Origin of the sequence: Burkholderia sp. AU45388 (assembly GCF_030481585.1) — a bacterium.
GTDB classification, from domain to species: Bacteria; Pseudomonadota; Gammaproteobacteria; order Burkholderiales; family Burkholderiaceae; genus Burkholderia; species Burkholderia sola.
Genome location: NZ_JAUJPV010000076.1, coordinates 1 through 751, shown reverse-complemented (window position 1 = coordinate 751; position 751 = coordinate 1). Strand labels below are relative to the sequence as shown.

General features: G+C 57.0%; 1 protein-coding gene. It reads right to left on the bottom strand.

Annotated elements, in window-relative coordinates; genetic code table 11:
* On the bottom strand, positions 1-751 hold a 751-nt coding region (locus QZM72_RS35510; protein WP_301740443.1), incomplete at both ends, for a phage late control D family protein.

Genomic DNA, 751 nt, shown 5'->3' with positions numbered 1-751 from the left:
CGTACTGCTCGCCCAGCCCCGGCACATCGTCAAGATCGAACGCGGGCATCGTGACGTGCTTCGAAAGGTCCGGACGCTTGTAGTCGAATGTGCCCGTATCGAGTTCGGCCGACTGAATTTCTTGCGAGTCGATCCACTCACTCAGGCCGTCGAATTCCTCGTCTTGTACCGAGCGGCTAAACAAAATGGTCTTTTGCTTTAACTCGGGAACCGAGAAAAGATCGTCCATGATGACGACCTTGTGAGACTTGCCGTCCTGCGCGATATCGAAACGCGGAAAAAGACCGAGTTCTTCAAAGGTGCGGTGGACGTAATTCCAGTCGGATTCCCATTGCATCCGCTGAGAATACGAGCGCAACGATTGACGCAGTTGCCAAGTAAAGTTACCGGTCGCCTGCGGATACTTTCCCAGCACATCGGACACGGTTTGTTGCGCGGGTGTCTCGATCCAGTCGCGTCGGTCACTGCCGAGGCGCAGTAGCGCGAGGAATGAATTGAAGCGGAGTTGATAGTACGTATTGGCTCCGTCCCCGCCCAAGCGGCTGAACGCCGTCACATAACCGTGAATCGGCATTTCGCTGCCATCCGTTTGCCGGATCCACAGCGTCACGGATTGCCGGATCAGCGCCTTCGCCGGAATTGTTTCGAGCCGCGTCGACGTTGCATCGATCGTGAATTCGAAGTCTCGCCCAAGGCATGCGCGCCCCCGGACATAGAGCGGGACCAACGCGTCTTCGCCAAGCGGCGTATC